We start from the raw sequence: 23042 nt of genomic DNA, 5'->3' as shown, positions 1-23042 counted from the left end.
TCTATAGCCTGTGTAGAATACCCAAGTCCTCTTCACGACGCTATGCCGTTTTTTAAAATTGACGAAATGAGCCTCTATGACCATAACGCCAAAGCCTGATTCAGTTGTTTATCGTGTGCGTGTAGCCGTACCTGTACATCTGTACGACACTTTTGACTATACACTCACCCAAGCACAATATGAACGGGCTCATGTAGGCTCACGCGTCGCTATTTCATTTGGGCGCCAAAATCTGATTGGCATCATTACTGAAAAAGTTGATCCAAGTGAATCATTTACAGGCACCTTTCAGCTTAAAGCCATTTCTGACCTTTTAGACAAACAACCTATTTTAGATGAACAAGTTTTAAGTTTATTGACATGGTCAGCTCAGTATTACCAATTTCCAATTGGTGAGGTCATGCAAACTGCCCTACCCGCGTTATTGCGTCAGGGCAAACCGATGGATGTTTTGTTCCATCTTTGGAAAATCACACCATGTGATAATGTTGAAGCACTTCTTAAACGCTCTGTTAAGCAACAAGACGCGTATCAAATTTTAAAATTACACCCTGCCGGAACTACAGAGAATATTCTTAATTTAAGTGGTGTAGAAACGGCTACGCTTAAAGCACTTCAAAAGAAAGGACTGGTTGACTGTACGCTTGAACCGCACGACTTTAGCCCATCGCCTGTTGAATTGGCACAAATGCCGCTCACGCTAAATGAAGACCAAAAGAAAGCAACCCAGCACGTCGTAAACGCACAGCATCAATACCAAGCCTTTTTATTAGATGGTTTAACAGGAAGTGGTAAAACTGAAGTTTATCTGCACATCATGCATGAAGTGCTAAAGCAAGGTAAGCAAGTACTGGTGTTAGTCCCTGAAATTGGTCTAACCCCTCAAACGATTTCTCGTTTTAAATCACGTTTTAACTGTGATATTGCTCTATTACACTCGGGCTTAAATGACTCCAAACGCTTGCAGGCATGGCAACAGGCCCAGACTGGCAAAGCATCTATTATTTTAGGAACGCGCTCTGCCATCTATACGCCACTGCCACGTTTGGGCCTCATCATCTTAGATGAAGAACATGATCTGTCTTATAAGCAACAAGAAGGCTTCCGCTACCATGCACGTGATGTCGCTCTTTATCGAGGCCACTTACAAAACTGCCCTGTTATTTTAGGTTCAGCAACACCGAGCATAGATAGTTATTATTTGGTCGAAACTGGTAAATTAACTTCACTGCAACTTAATCAACGTGCAGGCCATGCGCTTTTACCTAAAATGCATTTGATTGACCTTAAAATTGTCAAAAAACAGCATGGAATTAGCCAGCCTTTAATCGAACAGATTAAAAATACCCTAGCTAGAAAAGAACAGGTTTTAATCTTTTTAAACCGTCGTGGCTATGCACCTGTACTGGTCTGTGAAAGTTGTGGATGGCAAGCAAATTGTCCGCATTGTGATGCGCATTTTACGTTGCACACTCAGCCTTATTCTTATTTACACTGCCACCACTGCGGTACTGTTCATCGCTTGCCAGACCATTGCCCTGAATGCCAGCAAAAAAGCTTAAAAACCTTAGGGGCAGGAACTGCCAAGGTTGAAGAGCACTTACAAGAACTATTTCCAGACTATGATGTGATTCGGGTTGACCGTGACAGCACCAGTCGTGTCGGTAGCTGGCAAAAAATCTATGATCGGATTCATCAAAACAAACCAACAATTTTGCTTGGCACTCAAATGCTGGCAAAAGGTCATCATTTCCCACACGTGACTTTGGTTGCCATTTTAGATATTGATGCGGGGTTACTTAGTGTCGACATTCGCGCGCCAGAACGTACTGCGCAGTTAATTGTACAAGTCGCTGGACGTGCAGGCCGTGGTGAACATAAAGGCCATGTTTATTTACAAACCCTAAGACCAGATCACCCTTTACTAACCACACTCATCGAAAAAGATTATCGGGCGGTTGCTAAACAGACTCTTGCGGAACGTAAAGTCGCATTGCTGCCACCTTATCGTTATGCAGTACTGATACGTGCAGAATCTAAAGATCGTGACTATACCTTACATTTTTTAAATGAAGCGGCGGAACAATTACGCCAAATTGCAGGTGAAATTGTTGATATTTGGGGTCCGATTCCAGCCCCTATGGAGCGTAAAGCTGGGCGCTACCGCGCCCACATGGTGATTTTATCTGCTGACCGTGCTCGCCTACACTTTTACTTAAGGCAATGGTGGTCACAATTGGTTCATGCACCACGGCAGCATCAACTTCGGCTATCAATTGATGTTGATCCGCAAGAATTTAATTAGATGATTTGAATATCATGGTGTGAAGAAGCCTTTTTGGCTTTACACTTAAAAGAGACTAATACATTCGAGGCAATGAATGTCATTCTTACTGCAAGCAACAATTTTTCTTGGAGCTTCTCTGATTTTAGTCCCTCTTGGCAAGCGCCTAGGGATAGCAACAGTTTTAGGTTATTTATTTACAGGAATACTTCTGGGCCCTAGTGTTTTAAATATTGCACATGACCCTGAAGCGATTATGGAACTAGCCGAATTCGGCGTTATCTTATTAATGTTCCTGATTGGTTTAGAGTTGCGCCCACAACGTTTATGGGAAATGCGTAACTCTATTTTTGTAATGGGAAGTCTGCAAGTCCTCATTAGTGGGACCATTCTTATGCTGATCGTACTATTACTGTTTCAACAGCAGCTTTCTGTCAGCTTTGTGATTGGTTTTGCCCTTGCGCTGTCTTCCACCGCTTTTGTATTACAACTTCTGACCGAAAAGCAGCAACTCAATACGACTTATGGTCAGCAGTCTTTTTCCATTTTACTTTTCCAAGATATAGCGGCTATTCCTTTACTTGCCATTATTCCATTATTGGCAGGAACAGAATCAACCCATCATGGGGTAGCTTATTTTGCGGCTATCATTGCAACCTTTACTGGTCTATTTCTGTTTAGTCGCTATGTGATGCGTCCATTCTTCCGCTTTGTTGCCAAAAGTGGAGCGACTGAACTTATTACAGCAGTAGGATTATTTATTATTCTTGCTGTTGTCTTACTTATGGACACTTTAGGAATTAGCACCACATTAGGTGCATTCCTCACAGGTGTATTATTAGCAGATTCAGAATTTCGCCATGAAGTTGAAGCGAGTATTGCACCATTTAAAGGTTTATTGCTTGGCTTATTCTTTATGACCGTTGGCATGACCACACAGCTGTCACTGCTCATTGAAATGCCTTTGCTTATTATTGGTGGTGCAGTCGGCTTATTGCTCATCAAAACGCTGATATTGACCGCCATCGCCCGCTATAAAAAATATAGTTGGAATAACAGCTTGCTTTTAGGTACATGCTTGGCACAAGGCGGAGAATTTGCTTTTGTAATTTTAAGCCTTGCAAAAAGTGAGAAAGTTTTAACTCAAGCTATATTAGAACCAGTGACCCTGATCGTAACGTTGTCGATGGTACTTACTCCAGTAATTTACTGGATTATGGCAACTCAGATTATTCCTTTGTTTAATAAAGAACGTCCACCTGAGTATGATGAAATTCCACAGCAGGATAATCCGATTATCATTGCTGGCTTTGGTCGATTTGGACAAATCATCGCGCGTATTGCTCGCCTACAACATTTAGGCTTTACTGCAATCGACAACAATCTTCATCAAGTGGACTTTGTTCGTCGCTACGGCGGCAAACTCTATTATGGCGATGTGACCCAACCCGATTTACTGCGTTCTGCCGGTATTGAAAAAGCCAAAGTATTTATTTTAGCAATCGATGATGTTGAAGACTCTATGAATGTCGCGCGTCATCTCAGATTAAACTATCCAAACTTAAAGCTGTTGGCTCGTGCCCGTGACCGCCACCATGTCCATCTTTTAAGAGATTTAGGTGTTGAATATATTTGGCGTGAAACGTATTTATCTTCATTAGGTATGGCTTATCGCGCTTTACGAGAACTTGGAATCTCTGATGAACAAGCCTATAACAATATCGAAATCTTTCGGGATTATGATGAGAAATTACTCATACAGCAGCAAAGTATTTATACTGATGAACAGAAGATTTTTGAAACACATCGTAATGCCTTAGCCGAACTTGAACATTTGTTTGAAAGTGATGCGCAGCAACAGGCTACATCAAAACATGATGTTAATTTAAAGCGTCATTTACAACCAAATCGCATCGACATTACAAGAGATCATCTAGAATAACTTGAGATTTCAGAAAATGGCTATATTAAGGACTTATTCACATTGCCTAAATAATTGGACAATGGGCACAAAGCTGCCCCTGTCCGGCTTGCGGCTTAGCTGCATTTCCTGAGCTTGATTAAAACGAAATAGTTATACTCTGCTTAGGGCCCTGGAGAATATTATGTCTGATTTACGCCAACGCTTTTATATAGAGAACTTTCCAGTACGTGGAGAAGTAGTTCATCTAGAAGAAGCCCTACAAACTATATTAGCTCAACGTGACTATATGCCTGCGGTTAAAATTCTGCTAGGTGAAATGTTGAGTGCGACTGCATTACTTGCAAGTACATTAAAAATCAAAGGCCGTATCAGCTTGCAAATCCAGGCTAGCGGCACCTTCAAATGGGCGATGGCTGAATGTAACCATTTAGGAGAGGTTCGTGCTTTAGCGGACTATGAAACCGACCCTCGCTTTGTTGAAGCAACAGACAGCAGCACAGTTCTTGGCGCTTTAGTTAATCCGGTTTTATTTATTAATATTGAACCGGAATTTGGCGAACGTTATCAAGGGATCGTGCCGCTTGATCAAGTGACTTTAGCGGGTTGCTTAATGCAATATTATGATTTATCTGCACAAATTCCAACTCGTATTGTGTTGGCAAGTACAGATAAGCGTTCTGGCGGTTTACTGATTCAACTCTTACCACGTCATGATGAAGAAGAGCAAAACTTGGTCGATGAAGATTTATGGCCACGTTTGACGATGTTGACCGAAACATTAAAAGCTGAAGAACTTACCAATTTAGATGCAAATGAAATCTTATATCGTTTATATAACGAAGAAGAAGTTCGTTTACCAGAAATTGAAGCATTAAAATTTGGCTGTACATGTTCAAAAGAACGCTGTGCAAATGCCCTGATTCAAATTGGTGTAGACGCTGTTCATGAAACTCTAGAACAGCAGAACCCGATTCGTATGGACTGTCAGTTCTGTAATACGCAATATACCTTTACCGCTGAAGAAGCTTTAGCGTTATTTGGTGAACATTTAAGTTAATATTTTAACTTTATAAAAAGGCGGTTATACCGCCTTTTTATTTACCTGTATTTTTTGATGATAATTTTCAACATGTTAATTTAAATAGGATAATATAAGGCTACTTTATAGCCTAATAAATAAGATGCCTAAATACCATGAATTATTTTGATTATTTTCTCTTTATTTTTAGCGTAGTTATCATGATCGCAACCCCTGGCCCTGTCATGATTTTAGTTGCAAGCGCTGGACTTAAAGGGGGCTATAAAAAAGCACTGGAAACCATTTTTGGTACAAACCTAGCATCCCTTGTTTTAATTTTTATTTCAGTACTGGTTTTAAAAGGAGTACTGAGTGTTAATGATAGTTACCTCAATATCATTCGTATTTTAGGCTGCCTATATATTGGTTATTTGGGTTTTAGTATTCTCAAAGAAGTGATTCAGGCACCTCACCCAGAAGCGATACAAACAGTTTCAGCACAAAATGGTGGCTTTAAAAAGGGCTTTCTTGTCGGTATTTCAAACCCAAAAGATATTATCTTTTTCTCTGCTTTCTTTCCGCAATTTGTCTCTATTACCCCTCAGTTAAATTTAAGTTTAACCCTACTTACTCTGACATGGATTGTTTTAGACTTCCTCACACTATCTTTGGTTTATATCTTTTTCCGCCGCCTTTCTAACAGTCATTTATATCCAAAAATATTAGGCCTCTGCGGTTTATTACTTCTACTTATTGCTCTGTACGGCTTATATCAGAGTTTCATCTAATTCATTAGAGGTATAGTCTAATTTTTCTATACCTCTTTATTTCGTAATAGAACAACTCTTATACAATCTAGCTTATTGAAAACTCTAAAAGTCGTTTCATAATGAAATAAACAACACCATCGTGATAAAACATTATGGCAAAAAATTATTATGAAGAATTAGGGGTTACACGCAAAGCCTCTGCTGATGAAATTAAAAAAGCTTATCGAAAATTAGCCCGTAAATATCATCCCGACATCAGCAAAGAAAAAGATGCAGAAGAAAAAATGCAGGCCATTAATGTTGCCTATGACACATTAAGCAATGCAGATAAAAAAGCCGAATATGACCAAATGTTAGATCATCCTCAAGGTTTTAATAACTTTGGTCAAGGTGCTGCACAAGGTGGTTTTGATGGAGCACAGTTTTATCGTCAAGGCTTTACAGGCGGTGAACAAGCAGACTTTAGCGGTTTTGAAGATTTATTTGGTCGCTTTGGTGCAGGCTTTGGCGGTGGCCAACAACAATATCAAAGACAACAACGTAGTTATCGCGGTGAAGATCAACATGCCAGCATAGAGGTTGATCTTGATATTGCCTATCATGGTTCAACCCAGCAAATTACTCTGCAAATTCCAACCATGAATGCTTATGGTGAGCCTGAAGTTCAACGTAAAACTTTACAGGTAAAAATACCAAAAGGCATGAAAGAAGGTCAGCAAATCCGCTTAAGCGGGCAAGGCCAAAGTGGGATTAATGGTGGTGCTAACGGCGATCTTTATATTGAAATCCAGTATAAAGATACAGACCGTGTTCATGTCGAAGGCAGTGACGTATATCTGACTGTAGATGTAGCTCCATGGGAAGCAGCATTAGGCCAAGGTATTGAAGTAAAAACACCAGCAGGGCCTTTAAATGTTAATTTACCTAAAAATGCAAAACAAGGACAACAGCTACGTTTAAAAGACAAAGGGATACCAAATAAAACGCCAGGGCATCTGTATTTAATTTTAAATATTGTATTCCCCCCTGCAAATTCTGAAAAAGAAAAAGAAGCGTATCAGCAATTGGCAGAAGCCTTTGCTTCATTCGAACCTCGTTCATCTCATTAGGGAGCAAGATCATGACAACCATTCACTATCGAGAAATTGTATATGACGGCCATACCTTTAGTGCAGAGGTCGTTGATGAACAATCGACATTTGATTTACAACAATTTGCCCAAGCTTGCGGCCAAAGTCCTGACTGGATTCTTCAGTTAATTGAATATGATATTTTATCAGTCGAGAACACACCTGAAGCACACCAGTTTATGGGCGAAGATGTCGCACGCGCACGTAAAGCGTATCGTTTACAACGTGACTTTGACGCAAGTTTGGCGGCAGTTGCTGTGATGTTAGATTTGATTGATGAAGTGCAACAACTTAGAAAACAGTTGAAGCATTTTCATTGAGATTTTTTCTTCTAAATAACCATTCAAGCAGGCATGAACTAAGGTGATGGGCGGCAGGGATGCCGCCTTTTGGACTGCGGTAACATGGATGTACCGTCAGTCCAATAAAGGGTTTTGTTACTTTTGCCCAGTCAAAAGTAAGGACAAGCCTATATAAAAAATATCTAATTAAACCCTATAGTCGAGGCAATGCTAACCAAACAATTTTGCCATTTTTGGAAGTCTTTATTACTTTAATCGAGTAATCTTTTCCACTTCCTTCAAAGTTTGTTTAATCGGTTCATATTCCAAAAACCAGAACAAATTCATCCGATCTTGGCGATGTTGTTGAGCCAATAAATCAATCACACTTTTTTCACCGCGGCCGACCAAATGTTGTCGATAAAAATAATACAGCAATAAAACAGTACTGAGCAGCATGACACCCAGCATAATCCAGAAACCTACTGGTGATTTAAGCCCTGGAATGAATTCAAAGTTCATTCCATAAATACCCGTTAAAAGCGTAAGTGGTGCAAAGACAGCAGTAATAATGGCAAGAATACGCATATTCTCATTGGTCTGGTTTGCAATTGCCGAGAAATGCAAATCAATCGCCGACTGAATGGCACTACGTAAACGTAAAGTATGTTTTTGAATACGTTCGACATGACTCATTAAATCATTCAAACGAACCAACAGAAGATCTTGAGAACTATGTGTCTTCTCACCAATAACATGATGATAGTTTTCTACAATTTCATCTCGAAACTCTTGTAAAGTTTCAATTTGCTCTTCGCATAAATTTTCAACCTGCTGAAAGGCCATGTTTTCATGAAACAGCTGATGCCATTGTTTAAAACGGCGATTACCTTGCAGCAATTGCTGTTGCCAATGCTCGACCCTTCTAGTCAAAGGTGAACGGATATCAAGGTAGCCATCCACCATACTATTAAGCAGTCGTAAACATAAATCTACAGGTGAATTAGGAAGCTTACGGGTTTTGTTTTGTTCTTCCAAAGTTTTACATAAAATATTTTCGAGACGTTGAATATAGTTTTCAATCGACTTATTGCCCTGCTCACGAACACTAATCAGAACTTTAGGAGTAAAAATAAAGCTAATCGGCGTGGTTGCTAGGCCAAATACACTCTCATGGGATTCCCCATTTTTAATTTCATCATCAGGTGTAACGAGCTTTCTAAAAATAAGCAGGTCATATTCTTCAAGCGTATCAAATGCACAAGGATGCTCAATATTCGCAATATCTCGCATATGAAATTCATTAATCACCACGCCTGAAAGCTGCTGAATCTTTTGTTGCCATTCTTCGTTATGGTTCACCACATCAGCTCTGACACTATCAATCCAGAAAAACTCCAGAATGTGTTCATTATGCTGTTCACGGCTTAAAAAGACATAACCGTCAGCTTGATGGCGATAAAAGTAATAAACCTGCATACCACAATGATCTGTTTTTGTATTACTTGCATCATGCCATAAAAAAAGTCCGCATCAAGCGGACTTTTTCATGTCACTAGAACAATTATGCTTGTTCAATGTCTTTCATAGTCAATTTAATACGACCACGATTATCAACATCAGCAACTTGTACTTTCACTTCCTGACCTTCTTTAAGAACATCAGTTACGTTCGCAATACGTTCATTTGAAATTTGCGAAATGTGAAGAAGACCATCAGTACCCGGCATGATGTTTACAAACGCACCGAATTCTACGATACGGATTACTTTACCGTCATAGATCTTACCTGGTTCAACTTCAGCAGTAATTGCTTGAATCTTAGCAATTGCAGCTTTAGCAGCAGCTTTAGTTTCACCAAATACGCGAACAGTACCGTTGTCTTCGATATCAATTGCAGCTTTAGTTTCTTCAGTAATTTGACGGATAGTTGCACCGCCTTTACCAATAACATCACGGATCTTGTCTGGGTTAATGTTAATAACTTCAAACGTCGGAGCATGAGCACTGATTTCAGCACGAGCACGTGAAATGACTTTATTCATTTCGTTTAGAATGTGCATACGACCAGCAAATGCTTGGTTTAATGCAACTTCCATGATTTCTTCAGTAATACCTTCAATCTTGATGTCCATTTGAAGCGCAGTAATACCGTTTGCAGAACCTGCTACTTTAAAGTCCATATCACCTAAGTGATCTTCATCACCCAAGATGTCAGAAAGTACTGCGAAACGCTCGCCTTCTTTCACTAAGCCCATTGCGATACCCGCAACTGGTGCTTTAAGCGGAACACCTGCATCCATAAGTGATAATGAAGCACCACATACAGAAGCCATTGAAGATGAACCGTTAGATTCAGTAATGTCAGATACAATACGAATTACATACGGGAAGCGGTCAGCAGCAGGAAGAACTGCTTGAACACCACGACGTGCTAAACGACCGTGACCAATTTCACGACGCTTAGGACCAGATTCGCGGCCTGTTTCACCTACAGAGTATGCAGGGAAGTTGTAGTGCAACATGAAGTTGTCAGTTTTAGTACCAGCAAGGGTATCAACCATTAATGCATCACGAGTATTACCCAAAGTTGTTGTTACCAACGCCTGAGTTTCACCACGTGTAAATAATGCAGAACCGTGTGCACGATCTAATACGCCAACTTGAACGTCGATAGCACGAACAGTTTTAGTATCACGGCCATCAATACGTGGCTTACCTGACAAGATGTTGTCACGTACTGTACGGTATTTAAGGTCTTCGAATAATTCGTTTACTTCATCAGCAATACCAGTTTCGTCATTTTCTGGAACGAACTGAGCTACAGCTTCTGCATAAAGTGCATCAAGTGCTGCATAACGATCTTGTTTAACCGCAATTGTATATGCTTCAGAAATTTTAGCTTCGAAAGCTGCTTTTAATTGCTCAAGAAGAGCTTCGTTTTTAGTTGGAGCAACCCAAGTTGATTCAACAGCACCAGCAGCGGCAGCAAATTCTTTGATCGCTTGAATTGCGATTTGCATTTCATCATGACCGAAAAGAACAGCACCCAGCATTTGGTCTTCTGAAAGTTCTTTCGCTTCAGATTCAACCATCAATACAGCAGATTCTGTACCTGCAACCACAAGGTCAAGGTCACTTTCTTTCAACTGTTCGAAGTTCGGGTTAAGAACATATTCACCGTTGATTAAACCAACACGTGCGCCACCAATTGGACCACGGAAAGGAGTACCAGCAATAGACAATGCTGCTGATGTACCAAGCATTGCTGCAATGTCAGCATCCATAGTTTTGTCAGAAGAAACAACAGTTGCTGTTACTTGGATTTCGTTGAAGTAACCTTCTGGGAACAACGGACGAATTGGACGGTCAATAAGACGTGAAATTAAAGTTTCAGCTTCAGAAGCACGACCTTCACGCTTACCGTAACCACCAGGGATACGACCAGCTGCATATTGTTTTTCTTGATAGTTCACTGTTAACGGGAAGAAGTCTTGACCCGCTTTTGCTTTAGGTTGAGCAACAACTGCAACTAAAACAGTTACGCCACCCATAGTGATTAAAACTGTGTTTGCTTGACGTGCAACGCGACCCGTTTCTAAAACGACTTGATGTTGACCGAATTGGAATTCTTTACGAACGATATTAAACATTGACATGTATTGTATTTTCCTAATTTTATTCTAGTGAGACCCCTAAGGTTTGGCATTCAGACTACACCGATTGGTAGATAAATGACAAAGCTTAGAAGCCATCACACTAGATCAATTATTTAAAATAAGTTAAACGCAAAGAAGGAGCGCACAAGCGCCCCTTCTAAAAATCACTTAACCTAACATTAAGTGAAACTCTCTTTTCAGCGATAAAGCATTGCGACATGCGAAATAGCGAAAACAAAGTAAAAATCGAATTAACGACGTAAACCTAAAGCACCGATCAAAGCAGTGTAACGACCGTGGTCTTTACCATTTAAGTAGTCGAGCAATTTACGACGTTGGTTAACCATACGGATCAAACCACGACGGCTATGGTGGTCGTGTTTGTGAGCTTTGAAGTGACCTTGTAAATCATTGATTTGAGCAGTCAATAAAGCTACTTGTACTTCTGGTGAACCAGTGTCATTTTCAGCGCGAGCAAATTTAGCAATGATCTCTGCGCGGTCTGCATTAGTTAAAGCCATTCGATTTCTCCGAGATGCTTAAAAAAGTAAACGATATGAATCAGTTGAGGCAACTGACTGCCGTGCATCACTACAGCAAGTCGCCTATTTTAAGGTATCTATAGGTGGATTGCAAAATAGTTTTCAGTAACTTGTCATTTTAGACACTGACATGAAGACCTTAACCCTGCACACTAGCCTCGAATAAAAAGAAAGAAGCGCGAGGGACGTGTGAAAATTTTTTCAACCAACACTTGTCCAGTACCGGACAATATTGAGCAAGTCATTCGACAAAAAGATGAAGTTGCTGCTGAACAGGGTGGAATGAGTGATCACCAGATTCAAAAAATCTGGAAAAGTATAGAAGGACTATATAAAACCGGAAACTATCCACTCATTACCTTTTGTTTACGCAGACAAGGTAAAATTTTACTCAATCGAAGCATTGGATATGCTCAAGGGAACTCTCCAGCAGGCCTTCAAGAAAATGCCCTGATTGCAACACCTGACACACCTGTTTGCCTATTTTCAGCATCAAAGATGATTACAGCCATGTTGATTCATCTATTAGATGAAAAAGGCGAAATCAACTTGCTTGATCCCGTGAGCTATTATGTTCCTGAATATGGGGTAAATGGTAAGCGTCGTGCAACGATCTTTCATTTATTAGCACATCGTGGCGGCATTCCTTATATTGATGGCGATGTCACACCAGATTTATTATTTGATAAAGACGAAATTTTAAAACGTTTATATGCTGCCCGACCTGTGTCTCCTGCTGGCAATCACCTTGCCTATCATGCTGTTACGGCAGGTTATATTTTAGGAGAAGTCATTGAACGGGTGACTGGGCAGGATTTACGTGAATTTGTACATCAAACTATCGAAAAACCAATGGGGATGCCTTATTTCAATTATGGCTTAAAACCAGAATACCGTTCAGAAGTCGCCTTAAACTGTGCAACAGGTCTGCACCCACGCCTTGGTACCGATCACTACCTGAATCATGTGTTAGGTGGCGGTTTACAACTTGCAGTTGATGTGACTAACGATAGTCGTTTTATGGACACCATTTGCCCAGCTGGAAACATCTATACCAGTGCAGAACAAGCCGGCCGCTTCTTTGAAATGCTTTTAAGTGGAGGAAGCTACGGCGGTCAGCAAATCTTTAGTGAGAAAACAATTTTCAGAGCAACACTGCCAACCACAGGCGTTAACATTGACCGTACTTTGCTGATTCCAATGCGCTATGCTCTGGGGCCAATGTTAGGTAGCAATCCTGTAGGTCTTTTTGGCCCAATGACAGGACAAGCATTTGGTCATTTAGGATTCTCTAACATTTTATGTTGGGCCGACCCTGAAAGAGATATCAGTGTTTCCTTATTAACAACTGGTAAATCTGTAGTGGGTACTCACCTACCTGCTTTAGCTAAAGTGCTCTATCAAATCTCAACCCAATGTCCACGTATACCGAGAGATCAACGCCGTTCGTTATTTGGTAGTGATTCTCATGAAACTGACTTAGTGTAGAAACAAATAAAAAACCCAAGCATTTCTGCTTGGGTTTTTTGCGCTGTAGTTTTTGTTTATCGTGTTATTACTGTTTTTATTGTCGTTGGTGAGATGCTAGTCACATCCTTCTTGTTGTTTTAACTCACTTCCGATGTTTTCGTTTCTATTTCCTTATGTGATGTATTGTGACATATCCAATTATGAAGAAAAGTAGTATTTTTCTTATCATCATGTAAGTGAAAACGTACAGGTCTGTATAATATTTGGTAAATAGCCATTTTTTACCTTTAACGTACAGTTCTGTATAACATATAACTTAACAATTCACAGGAAAAATGCCTGTTTTGAAATCATATTATAGATAAATATATTGATATTATTGATTTAAATCTTTAGACAAAAACAGAGTGAAGATAGTGTTAAAAACGAAACGTTCGAATGCTTTTTGAAACATGGTGAAAAGTAGAATATAAAAAAGCCCTGTAGTCTCTCCCAAAACTACAAGGCTTAGCGGCTGTAAGTTTCCTCTTTATACACCTACTTCATTGTAAGTTCGCAGTCTCTCGACTTAAGTTATTATTATTGTGCGATTTTGCCCGACATTCCGTGCCAAGCTCGTTGTGCGTTTATAATCTCAAAAACACAGGGTGTACTCTAGCAGCAAATATCTCGAATCTATGTAAGCTTTTTCTTACAAGGGTAAAAATATTAAGTTTGTCTTAACGAACTAACCGATTAACTTTTTGAACTAAACCGCTTTTTCGTGTAGTACGAACTGTAAATGCTTGTAATAAAGCCTCTTGATGCACTAAAAGACTGACTACTTTCTTAGCTCGTGTAATCGCAGTGTAAATAAGTTCTTGGCTTAATAAGTTCTTGGCAGCCTGATCTAAAACGACAGCAGTATGAGTAAATTCAGACCCTTGCGATTTATGAATTGTTAAGGCGAATGCACTTTGAATACTTTTAGGTAATCGATTTGCAGCAACCCATTTGTTCAAACTTGGAAAATATACTTCAAACTGCTGTGGCTGAGTTCTGTGCTCAAAACACAAACCAATGTCACCATTTGAAATACCGAGCTGATAGTCGTTATAAGTCATCATTACCGGACGACCGACATACCATCCCCCTGCTGTCACTATTGAAAGTTGTTGGTGTATCCAACGCTGCGCATATTGATTTAACTGCTGCAACCCAAACGGACCATGACGAACAGCCGTTAAAATACGGTAGTCATCAAATGCTTTTACTACGTTTGGGACCTGTTCAATCGAGCGTTCTTCTTTTAAATAATTTTTTAGGCTTTTTACATATCCTTGGAAACCGAGCATGAGCTTCTGATAATAAATTTCAACTTCTGCGTGATTTCCTTCTGGTAAATATTCAAGCTGAACAACATCAGGCATATCTGTTTGTAAAAGTATGGGCTTTAATTCTGAAACCTGAACAATATCAATTTCAAATCTCTGCAAAACTTCTACATGATCTTGTTGATGAGTTTGCGCCTGAATAAATTTAGCAACTTGCCCAATCAGTGCCCCTTCAGCAAAACGGCGACTGGTTTGTAATTGTACTCGGTTATCAGCCAACGCCTGTATTTGCTGCAAATCTGCAAGAACCGCCCCGACATCAACGGAAGCAAGCTGATTTGCATCTCCTAATAAAATAATTCGACAAGACTCAGGCACAGCTTCAAATAAAAGAGTAGCCAGATTTAAATCCAGCATGGAAGCTTCATCCACGACAATCACGTCATAAGGCAAAGGCTGTTTTTGATTAAACCGTGGTGTCTGGCTATGTCCCATGCCCAACAAACGGTGAATCGTTTGTGTTCCCTGATTTCTGAGCTCTTCACTCACTAATCCGGACTCAAGCAATTTAGGGTCATTAAACGAGTTCTGTAAAGCCTCTTGCATTCGCTGTGCTGCTTTACCTGTTGGAGCAGCCATCGCCACACGAATATGTGGAATTGCTTGACTCAGCACAGCAATAATACGTGCCAGCGTATAAGTCTTACCTGTACCCGGCCCACCCGTAATAATACTCAGGCTCTGCCGAGCAACCATTTGTAAAGCTGCCTGTTGATGAGGATCGGTAAGCAGGTCTAAATAGTCATCACAAGAGACAGGTTGAATTAATTGTTGCTTTAATCGACAAATTTGTTCTGCAAGTCGTTGCTCTAGGTGCCAATATCGGTATAATGCCAACCCCTGCTCATCGTAGACGCACGGCGCAACTTTTAAGGTTGCTTGATCGGCAGATATAGCAAGCTGACCAAGTGCTGCAATTTGCTCTGAACTGATATCAATACAACTATCGCCTTGTAAGCTCGCTTCAATAAGCTGCCGCAAGTAAGAAGTGGCTTCTGACACTTGCGATTGCTCAGTAAATGGAGCCTGATTTAAGAAGTTACTCCACGTTGTTAACCAGCTTAAATCGGCCTGTTCAGAGCTATTTAGATTGTCCACACACTTATCCACCTAGTTTTCCACACGCTTGTCCACATGGTTATAGACAGGCTTATCCACATGCCAAGTATTTGTTAATCTTCAGATTACGCATTTTATCAGCATTTTTCATGCTATTTTATCCTCAGCAAAATACCCCAAAATGGCATCAAGACGAAGAATAAACTCGACGCTAGGTTCCCAATAATAGTACCCCTGCTCTGCTTCACCATTCATGCCACGTAAATAAAGATAAGTTGCCCCACCTAAGTGTTGCTCAATCTGGTAATCCTGCATTTTGACTTGCAAATAGCGATGTAACGCAACGAGATATAAACCTGCTTGTAGCCAGTAACTTGCCAAAGACATGCTTTGAGCAATGCTATCACTACGATAATCTGCAAGATCATCCCCTAAGTAATTACTTTTATAATCGGCAATGTGGTAACGCTGACCATCAAAATAAACCAAATCGATAGAACCATTAAGGTAACGCGCTGAACGAGCCTCAAGTAACTCCGGCATATTCAACCCATACTCAGCGAAGAGCTGCTGAATACGTGTCATTGCTAAAACCCGATCTGAGAGTGCCAAATAAAAAGGAAACTCTGACAAATACTGATCTTGTTGGAGCTGGTTTAATCGAAAGCCTTGAGAAAGCGGTGTTCGCAAAATATCTTTTAACCACTCTGCAACTGACTGGTAAAGCAGATTTTCTGCATCTTCCTCTTCTGGGAAACTCTCGTTATATTTATTAAGTAAATCTTGCCAAAGGCTGCTATAGTCATTTTTAAAACGACGACGTATTTCTATGACCCAGTCATCTGAACATTGAAAATCAATATGCTCAAAGATTTCATGTAAGAAATTACCGGCAAGCGTTCCTCGCGGAAAGTTACTCTTTATCCAGCCAATCGGCTGAGCACTGCTTACTTCAGCAGTGTTGATTAAATCCAGCTCATCTTCAGCTAATACAGCATCATTACTCTGACTCGCCAATAAATCTGTGCCTGCCTTATGTTTTAAATGCTGTGCCAAGTAACTGAAACTGGTTTTACCTCTTGAATAAAAACGTTGTTCCGGAAACCGTTGTGCTTGTATTTCAATAATACTGGTTTGTTTGGCTAAATGAATTGCTTGTGGAATCTGTTCCAAAACCATTTCATCCGTACAGCAACGATGTTGAAAGGGTTCAGTTCTATTTTTCCAAAATGCGAGACCTGATACTGACTTGCCATCTACATCTTGTAAAAGTGCATAGACGCGGTGGCTTGCTCGCGTTAAAGCGACATACCAAAGTCGATTCTGTTCAGCGAGCGCTCGTTCTTCGTGCTGCTTAAGTTCAATCTCATTCAAATAAGTCTTGTCAGCAATCGCAACGACACGTTGAGTCAAGGTCTGGCTTGAGTCCGGTTTGATAATATCTTGGGTCGAAAAATTGAGTGTTTTATTATTTTCGCGAAAGGGCTTGTCTGCACCTAATAAAAATACAATCTTAAATTCCAGCCCTTTTGACTGGTGAATGGTCATGAGCTGAACACCAGCTTCGCTCGATAATTTACGCTCTAACTCCCAATCACGGTCAAGAGGAGAGCGCAACTGTTTGAGATACCAGTGATAGAGGTTTTGCACACCTGAGTATTTCTCGCTGTGCTGACTCAAAATTTCAGTTAAATGACGCAAGTTCACCACAACCCGTTCATTATCTTTACTTTGGGCAGCGACCAAATTTTGCCATATATCAAACTGGATTAAGCATTGTTGCCATGCCACTAAAAAGCCTTGAGCGGACCACAACTCTCTAATAGTGTCAAAACCAGTCATAAACTGGCTTAACCCTTCGGCTGTCTGCTCAAGCTGCAAGAGTTGTTTTAAATCCATAGCAAATAGACGGCTAATTAAAGCTCGCTTCACTTTTGCCTCATCATAAGGATGAAGTATGGCAGTCAACAAAGCACCAACGTCTTGAGCAACTGCGCAATCGAAAACACTTCGTTTTGAAGGCCTGTTAACTCGTATTCCTAAACGTTCTAGCTCAAATTGAACTTTATCAAGTCCATCATGATTACGAGACAATACCGCAATATCATCTTCGTTTAAGACTTGAGTCTGAGCATCTTTTTGAAAATATAGTTGTCCAGCATGTGACTGGTTAAGTAGATCTCGAATCTTCCATGCAACTTGCTGAGCCTCTGTTTCTTTATCTTTGAGCATTAACCAGCGTAAAGGGTGAGGATTATGATTATTCTGCTCAATCAGTACAGGATGAGGCCGAGTGCCTGCTCGAATTGGGTCATATTGAACTTCTTCACCAAAATCAATTTGTCGTTGAAATAAGGCGTCGACCACATCAACCAGATCAGCAACAGAACGATGGTTATGAATTAACTTATATTCACGACCATGTTTGGCTTGAATATCTTTATAGGCATTTAAGAAGGTGAGCATATCCCCACCGCGGAAACCGTAAATTGCCTGTTTACGGTCACCTACCATAATCATGCAGCCTTTGTGGTAGCGCTCTGGATGGCGCCAAATGCTCGCCAGCATGTCGTCTTGATCTTGGTTGGTATCCTGAAATTCATCGACCAAAATTAAGGGATAACGCGCCTGCACAAACACAGCGAAACGCTGTCCCTGTTCACCTTTTAAAGCTTCAGAAAGTGTTCGAATTTGCTGAGAAAAAGTAGTTTCACCTTTATTTTGTAAAACTTGTGGTAAACGTTTTTTAACCTCAACACATAAATAGGCTTTTAAAAAAATATGAAGCTGGTCGAACTGCTCAGCGTAGTTTTTCAGCACACCAAATAGCTGTTGAATCTGTTGAATACAAGGATGTTGATAGAATCTATCTGAAATTTCAGCAGGACATTTCTTGAAAACTTTCTGATCGGCAAGTTGACCTAAAAACTTAAAAACAAGCTCACGTTGTGCAGTCAAAGACCCATCAAAAACCAAAATGCTGTCGCTTTGCTTTAAAACTTGTAGAAGCTGTGGCAAACATTCACTAAATAGTTTATTAAATGCCCCATTACGAAATATTGTGCCGCTCACATGTTTATAGTGCTCTCCATCAAGCAAGTAATATGCTTCTAAAAGACTGATATCAATTTCTGTCGCTAATTGTTTGAGCTGCGTAAGTTCTTCAAATTGAATGGTTGGTTTTTCAGGAAGTTTAAAATGAGCAGAACTAAAGTTAAGTGAGTCTTCAACAAGTTTGACAAAACTATCGACACTTTTTAACTCACCTGCCAGATACAACGCATCAATCACGGTCTGAGGTTGAGACTGTATCCATTCACGCAAAACATCATGAATCAGTTGTCGACTATAAGTTTTAGCATCATCGGTAATTTGAGCGCGTTCAATTTTGCCACTCTCAAAGGCAAACTCACGTAATAGTTTTTGGCTAAAGCTATCGAGTGTTCCGACAAATAACTCGTCTAACTGATCTATAACCAATTTTAAACGTTCACACGCATAGGCAATACGCGTCGCAAAATGCTTTAGAATATGCTGGAGTAATAAGTCAGGTTCTTGCTCTGCCTGCGTAAGTAATTCTTGTTCTGTAAAACTACGCTTGGCATCTAAATAACGGTACGTTTCAACCAAACGTGCACGAATACGGCTTTTTAACTCGGCAGCAGCAGCACGGGTAAACGTGGTCGCAATGACTTGTCTAGGCAAATATTTTTCAAGAAAGATACGGACCATCAAACTTGATAAGGTATAGGTTTTTCCTGTACCTGCCGAAGCTTCAATTAAGTGCAAGCCACTAAATTCAATATCAATAATAGGTTGATAAGACACCTGTACTCTTGAGTTCATGCCTTACTCCGAATGTTGAAATTGAAAAACCGGATGATATAGATCATACGCAAACTCATCACAAGCATGTTGAAGCAAAGCCTGTGCATCTTGTTCTTGTAAAATAAAGCTCCAGTCTTGATGCAACTTACAAGCTTCATTTTGAGTCATATCCATCGTGGTAAATGACCCTGTTTCATTCCAGTATTTTAGCAGCTCAGCATAGCTCTTCTCATCCAGTTTTGCTTTTTCTGTCTGATTTGTTGTTTCCCACTGATATGCTTTAGCTTTTTCTAATGGCTTTAATAATAAGGCTGCTGGTAAAACCAATGGTTGTTGCTGTGCATGGCGCCAGATTTTAAACCATGGTTGTAAATATTGCCGAGCTTGCTCAGAACTAATCCCACTACAAATCACAGTTTGATCGCTAAAAACCACAATACGGCGCTTTTCAGCTCCTGCACTACCCTCATTCAAATAAGCTAACCAGAGCAGATATTCTAACCAGACTTTAGCACGTCTTTTTGCGCGAGCGCTTGAAGGTTCCATACTCACCCAGTCCCGAGTTTCAGACTTCGGAACGGTAATATTCATATGAAGCTGTTTAGCAATTCGCCAAATACGCTGAGTTGTTTGTGTCACTGCTGGTGCATAATGGTGAAGGCGTTCAAGCAAACATTCTTGCTCAAACACACCTTGTTGCCATGCACTATATTTGACTTTACCGACAGGTAACTGATCAATTAATACTTCAGGTTGTGCTTGCTGTTCAGATTGTTGTAAAAAATATCGAATCGCATAGCGCCCTAAACCATCTAATAATAAAGGTTCATTTTGGTCGAGCACTCCGACACTTCCTAAGTTTTCTACCCCTAAAGTTTTTAAATATAACCGTGCAGGGAATGTCACATCCTGTATCCATTGCTGGCTATCTAAAACCAACATGTCAGGCGCTTGTAGCGGATAGGTCGTATTCACCCAAGGTTGGCGACTTCCTGAAATTTGCTGAATTTGTGAAGCGACCTTAAACCAGTGATCTTGGTAGCGAATAACACTTTTTTCTACAGTAAAACCTTTCGGGTCGAAGGGCTGTAAATCATGTAAGTGATAGAGTTGTTTTAACTGTGATGGAATTTCAATCCCTTCAATAACGACACTTTCAGGTACATCGTTTTCAGCTTTCACAATCAAGGCAAGATGTTCACGGAACTCCTGAAGAATACTGGAAGGTTCGCGTACCTCGCCATCGTTCACATCAAAGCCGTTATAAAACAGCCATAAATTTTCTTGGGCTAATAATAAAGCATCTAAAAAAGCACCTTGATCATCTTCAAGTCGAGAGCGGTCACCTAACTGTTGACGCAGTGCATCCATTAAATCAAATGGAACGTGTGTATCACGGTTTGGAAATTGTCCGGCATCAAGATTTAGCATGACCATTAAACGATAAGGTAACGGTCGAATGTGTCCAATTTGAGCAAAGGTAATTTGCCCTGTCGGTTCAGCTTGTGCACTTTGGCTTTCTAATGTCCGTTGAATTTCTTCAATAATATAAGGCAGAGGCAAGGTAATTTTGCGCAAAGTTTCAGTTTCTGTCTCGGCGTAATAACTTGCGAGCGTTAACATTCGTTCTTGTTTTTTAACAATTTCCCGCACAGCTTTTAAAGCAGCAACACCGACCTGCTCAAATTCAACAATATCTTTGCCCAGTACCTGAAGCCAATATTCAACCGTATAGACTTTTCCTTGTTCATGCAGAGTCAGCCAATCACGGCGCTCATTCAAATCTTGATAAATCTGAATGAGTGTACCAATCAGCTCGAAATCGCTCGGCTGAACTTTGGCATAACTCAACACCTGATTAAACGTCGCATGTACAGGTACGGCAATACCAAGAGCCAATCGCTCTAAGGCAAATTTAAAACTATATCGATAATCATCATCACCGTCACATAAACTTCGCTTGAGATGCTCTGCATCTAGCCCTCGTTTAAAGCCCGCATCGGCAAGTAAATTTAAAATTCGCTCGACCTGAACATATTCAAGTTCGTAACGTTGCTGGGTCGCATGCAAGCTTAACCAATCAGCAAAATCATCAAAGCTAAAACGGCCCTGCATCAGTTGAATACGCCCAATTACGGCACGCCAAGCATTAAGTGCATCAAGTGATGCAACACCTGCAATTTTCACTGGCAAATGTACACCTTGCTCAGTGGCAGTAGCGGGAAATACACTTCGAATTAAAGGCTCTATATCAGCCAAATTAGGAACTAGAACTAAAATATCGTTTGGACGGCGCGGCTGTTCATGCGGTTTAGCCAACCAACCAATCAATTGCTCTTTTAGTACTTCAAGCTGACGTAAAGTCGAATGACAAACATGAATCTGAATAGAGTCATCGTCTGGAGCGAGTTCATATTGCTTAGCTTGCGGTTCTACCAAATGCAAAATATCTGACTGAACTTTACCGAGTAAACTTTCTGGGAAATCATCTACAAAAGCATCAACCCACTTACCTTCCTCACCTGTAGATAAATTCGATAATAAAGAAAAGTGGTCGCGGGCTTGTTTACCCAATCTGGTTAAAAGCGGATGTCTAGACTCACGCGCTTCAGCATTAAAATTGAGTGTGAATTTATTAAAGAAATCGCTAATTTCAGCATCAGTAGCCTTTGGATTTTTCGCAATAAAACGCTCTTTTACCCCTAAGTCATAACGCTGTTTCCAGAGTGGATCGACACTATCGGCCCAATATTCTTGTGAAGGGTTATAGTGCAAAATCAGCACATCAACGTATTGCCCTAAACGGCGCAAAAACTGTAATTGGCTTGGTGGTAAATCTAACAACGTAAAGATCACCACTTGATTAGGTAATCTTGAAATAGCACGCTTACTGCGGTCTGGATGATCTAACTCTTGCCAAAACAATGCATCAATTTGCTGCATCTGCAAAAAGTCATCATGAAAATGTTGTTGCCATAACCAACGCTGCCAACGTTCTAGCTCCTCAGTTTGATGTAATGCAAAAGCAGTCACTTCTTCATCTTTTTGCACAATATATTTTTCAATATCTAGTGCTCGGCCCTGCCCCCAAGCAGACAACCAGTTTTCCGGACAGGTACAACTATTTTCACAACCACGCTGACACTGCCCACGATAAATCATATAGTTACTAAATAGATCGGCAACCTGCTCAGCGACCCAGTACAGCATTTTTTGTTTTTTTAATTGTTTATCTATGCCTTGTTCGAGTCGATCTGCGCTGTCATAAATACGCTGAACAATAGAATGTAAAGGATGCGACGTATCGATGCTTATCGTGTCAGGTTGAATAAATTCGTGCAAAGCCTGATGCACCCGCCATTTAAAAATCAAACGCGGGATGTTCGCTTTACGAACCTGCTCTTTATGCGCAGTTAAAACTTGCTGATAGGCAAACCATTGGAAACCTCGTACACGTTGGTGAAACTGGTAATTGGCACTCATGCCTTGCTGTTCTGCAAGTTTTTGTATCAGCCACTGCTCGACCGCAGGACTTGGAACAATAAAATGTTGGGTTTTCAAAACCTGTAATGGATGCGTTGAAGCTTGAGATGTAGACGCCAATACACCTTGCAACAACACATCAATACGTTGACTTTGAATAACATGGATCCCCATTTATTTCATTTCCTGCTTGCATAATTTATGCACAAAATCATAAACATT

Annotated in this window: 13 protein-coding genes; 7 read left to right on the top strand and 6 right to left on the bottom strand. The window is 40.4% G+C overall.

The window, feature by feature from the left end:
* Positions 1–76 precede the first annotated feature (76 nt).
* The 6 genes from ACTJJH_RS06950 (at position 77) to ACTJJH_RS06925 (ending at position 7446) form a co-directional block, all read left to right on the top strand.
* Positions 77–2305 carry a primosomal protein N' gene (locus ACTJJH_RS06950; RefSeq protein WP_440600923.1) on the top strand — a complete coding sequence of 743 codons (2229 nt, stop codon included), beginning with the start codon at positions 77–79 and terminating at the stop codon, positions 2303–2305.
* Positions 2306–2381: 76 nt separating this feature from the next.
* The gene (locus ACTJJH_RS06945; RefSeq protein WP_440600922.1) at positions 2382–4226 is read left to right on the top strand and encodes a monovalent cation:proton antiporter-2 (CPA2) family protein; all 1845 of its coding nucleotides are present in this window, start codon (positions 2382–2384) and stop codon (positions 4224–4226) included.
* Between the two features lie 163 nt (positions 4227–4389).
* Positions 4390–5265: an Hsp33 family molecular chaperone HslO gene (hslO, locus tag ACTJJH_RS06940; RefSeq protein ID WP_002114728.1), complete on the top strand. Its 876-nt coding sequence runs from the start codon at positions 4390–4392 to the stop codon at positions 5263–5265.
* Between the two features lie 137 nt (positions 5266–5402).
* Positions 5403–6014: a LysE family translocator gene (locus tag ACTJJH_RS06935; RefSeq protein WP_002115157.1), complete on the top strand. Its 612-nt coding sequence runs from the start codon at positions 5403–5405 to the stop codon at positions 6012–6014.
* Positions 6015–6148: 134 nt separating this feature from the next.
* Positions 6149–7105, top strand: coding sequence for a DnaJ C-terminal domain-containing protein (locus tag ACTJJH_RS06930; RefSeq protein WP_017398747.1), 957 nt, complete (start codon positions 6149–6151; stop codon positions 7103–7105).
* An 11-nt stretch (positions 7106–7116) separates the two neighbouring features.
* Positions 7117–7446, top strand: a complete 330-nt coding sequence (locus ACTJJH_RS06925; protein ID WP_002114963.1) for a chaperone modulator CbpM — start codon at positions 7117–7119, stop codon at positions 7444–7446.
* A gap of 228 nt (positions 7447–7674) precedes the next feature.
* On the opposite strand, the gene ACTJJH_RS06920 is transcribed toward ACTJJH_RS06925, so the two are convergent.
* The 3 genes from ACTJJH_RS06920 to rpsO all read right to left on the bottom strand — a co-directional run bounded on the left by ACTJJH_RS06920 (position 7675) and on the right by rpsO (position 11586).
* The gene (locus ACTJJH_RS06920; RefSeq protein ID WP_014208248.1) at positions 7675–8886 is read right to left on the bottom strand and encodes a magnesium transporter CorA family protein; all 1212 of its coding nucleotides are present in this window, start codon (positions 8884–8886) and stop codon (positions 7675–7677) included.
* An 85-nt stretch (positions 8887–8971) separates the two neighbouring features.
* A complete protein-coding gene (pnp, locus tag ACTJJH_RS06915; protein WP_170814194.1) occupies positions 8972–11059 on the bottom strand; it encodes a polyribonucleotide nucleotidyltransferase in 2088 nt (695 codons plus the stop codon).
* A gap of 257 nt (positions 11060–11316) precedes the next feature.
* Positions 11317–11586: a 30S ribosomal protein S15 gene (gene rpsO, locus ACTJJH_RS06910; RefSeq protein WP_002114951.1), complete on the bottom strand. Its 270-nt coding sequence runs from the start codon at positions 11584–11586 to the stop codon at positions 11317–11319.
* Positions 11587–11796: 210 nt separating this feature from the next.
* On the opposite strand from rpsO, the gene ACTJJH_RS06905 reads away from it, so the two are divergent.
* Complete coding sequence (locus ACTJJH_RS06905) at positions 11797–13095, top strand: EstA family serine hydrolase (protein ID WP_017385387.1); 1299 nt, start codon at positions 11797–11799, stop codon at positions 13093–13095.
* 701 nt (positions 13096–13796) lie between these two features.
* Here the strand turns inward: ACTJJH_RS06905 and recD are convergent.
* The 3 genes from recD to ACTJJH_RS06890 all read right to left on the bottom strand — a co-directional run bounded on the left by recD (position 13797) and on the right by ACTJJH_RS06890 (position 22994).
* Positions 13797–15548 (bottom strand): exodeoxyribonuclease V subunit alpha, encoded by a 1752-nt coding sequence (recD, locus tag ACTJJH_RS06900; RefSeq protein WP_440600921.1) that lies wholly within the window; start codon positions 15546–15548, stop codon positions 13797–13799.
* Between the two features lie 108 nt (positions 15549–15656).
* Positions 15657–19355, bottom strand: a complete 3699-nt coding sequence (locus tag ACTJJH_RS06895; RefSeq protein ID WP_440600920.1) for a UvrD-helicase domain-containing protein — start codon at positions 19353–19355, stop codon at positions 15657–15659.
* A gap of 3 nt (positions 19356–19358) precedes the next feature.
* A complete protein-coding gene (locus ACTJJH_RS06890) occupies positions 19359–22994 on the bottom strand; it encodes an exodeoxyribonuclease V subunit gamma (RefSeq protein WP_440600919.1) in 3636 nt (1211 codons plus the stop codon).
* Positions 22995–23042 lie beyond the last annotated feature (48 nt).

This window comes from Acinetobacter sp. 22301 (assembly GCF_052045285.1).
Taxonomy (GTDB): domain Bacteria; phylum Pseudomonadota; class Gammaproteobacteria; order Pseudomonadales; family Moraxellaceae; genus Acinetobacter; species Acinetobacter pittii.
This window is presented reverse-complemented; position numbering and strand designations above follow the sequence as displayed.